This window comes from Amaricoccus sp. W119 (assembly GCF_047275745.1).
In the GTDB taxonomy this organism is placed as follows: domain Bacteria; phylum Pseudomonadota; class Alphaproteobacteria; order Rhodobacterales; family Rhodobacteraceae; genus Amaricoccus.
This window is the reverse complement of record NZ_JBKQWU010000170.1, coordinates 1-1,408: the sequence shown is the minus strand read 5'-3', so window position 1 is coordinate 1,408 and position 1,408 is coordinate 1. Positions and strand designations below refer to the sequence as shown.

Below are 1,408 nucleotides of genomic sequence, written 5' to 3'. Positions count from 1 at the left end.
TGAACTGATGGAGTGGATACCCCCGCCGACGGCATCGCGTTGTGCCAAGCTGGCGCTCTTGCGGTCACCAAGGGGAGGAATCCATGAACGAGGCAACAATCATCGGCATTGATCTGGCGAAGCGCGTTTTTCAGCTGCACGGAGCCGGGGCCGACGGCCGCGTTCTCTATCGCAAGACGCTGTCTCGTTCGCAGGTGCTGCGATTTCTTGCCGGGCAGCCTCGCTGCGTGGTGGCGATGGAAGCTTGTGCGACAGCCCATTCCTGGGGCCGTCTCATCGCCGAACTCGGCTATGAAGTCCGTCTCATCCCGCCGATCTACGTGAAGCCGTTCGTGAAGCGCCAGAAGAATGACGCGGCGGACGCCGAGGCTATCGTTGAAGCGGCGTCGCGCCCCACGATGCGTTTCGTCGCCGTGAAGACGGAGGAGCAGCAGGCGCGAGCGATGATTTTTCGAACCCGCGACCTGCTCGTGCGCCAGCGAACGCAACTCATCAACGCACTCCGTGGGCACCTCGCTGAACATGACATTGTCGTGGCGCATGGAGCTACGAACGCGAAGCGCCTCGCGGCGGCGATGGAGCAGCGCGTCGGTTCTCTTCAGCCCCTCGTACGAGATCTCGGGCATCTCTACCTCGATCAGATCTCGATGCTCGAGGACCGGATCGAGGCCCTTGGCAAAGTCCTACGGCGCGAAGCTCGGCTGGGCGCGTATACCGCGCGCCTGCAAACGATGCCCGGCATCGGACCGATTACCGCGATGGCGATCGAGGCCTTTGCTCCGCCCATGGAGACCTTCCGGCGTGGGCGCGACTTCGCTGCCTGGCTGGGGCTCGTACCTATTCAAAACTCCAGCGGTGGCAAACAACGGCTCGGTCGATCGTCGAAGATGGGCCAGCGCGATATTCGCCGACTTTTGATCGTTGGGGCGATGTCAGTTGTCAGGTGGGCCTCCCGCAAGGGCGCTGAGGCTGGCTCGTGGCTCGAGCGGATGCTGGCACGAAAGCCGCGGATACTTGTCGCCATCGCTTTGGCCAACAGGATGGCACGGGCTGCCTGGGCCATGCTGACGCGCCAGGAAGAATACAAGCATCCAGTGGCGGCGATGGCCTGAAAGGCAACGGACGTCGCGACCGGTACGTCGGCCATGTGAGGAGGACTTCGAACGGTAAGGGCAAACTGATCGGACAGATCGGGATCGGGAAAAGCAGAGGGGGCCAGCGAGCCGTGAGCTCTTTGAAGTGATGTGCGCCCGATCCGCGTATCTCCATACTGGCCCGCGGCCCGCGACGCGCCGCATATCGAGGCCTGACACATGACCGCACCCGATCACATGACCGAACTGGGAGAATTTGCTTGCATGGGGGTATCCACACATGGCCCCCGTTTCGACCGGACACCTCGGCATAG

Annotated in this window: 1 protein-coding gene; it reads left to right on the top strand. The window is 62.6% G+C overall.

Translation table 11 applies throughout. The features are described from left to right. Window positions 1–83 precede the first annotated feature (83 nt). The gene (locus ACLJK8_RS22730; protein ID WP_413152680.1) at window positions 84–1,112 is read left to right on the top strand and encodes an IS110 family transposase; all 1,029 of its coding nucleotides are present in this window, start codon (window positions 84–86) and stop codon (window positions 1,110–1,112) included. The last annotated feature ends 296 nt before the right edge of the window (window positions 1,113–1,408 follow it).

Bases quoted from the DNA above. Each gene is read 5' to 3' on its own strand.
- ACLJK8_RS22730 (WP_413152680.1), top strand. From the start codon at position 84: ATGAACGAGGCAACAATCATCGGCATTGATCTGGCGAAGCGCGTTTTT.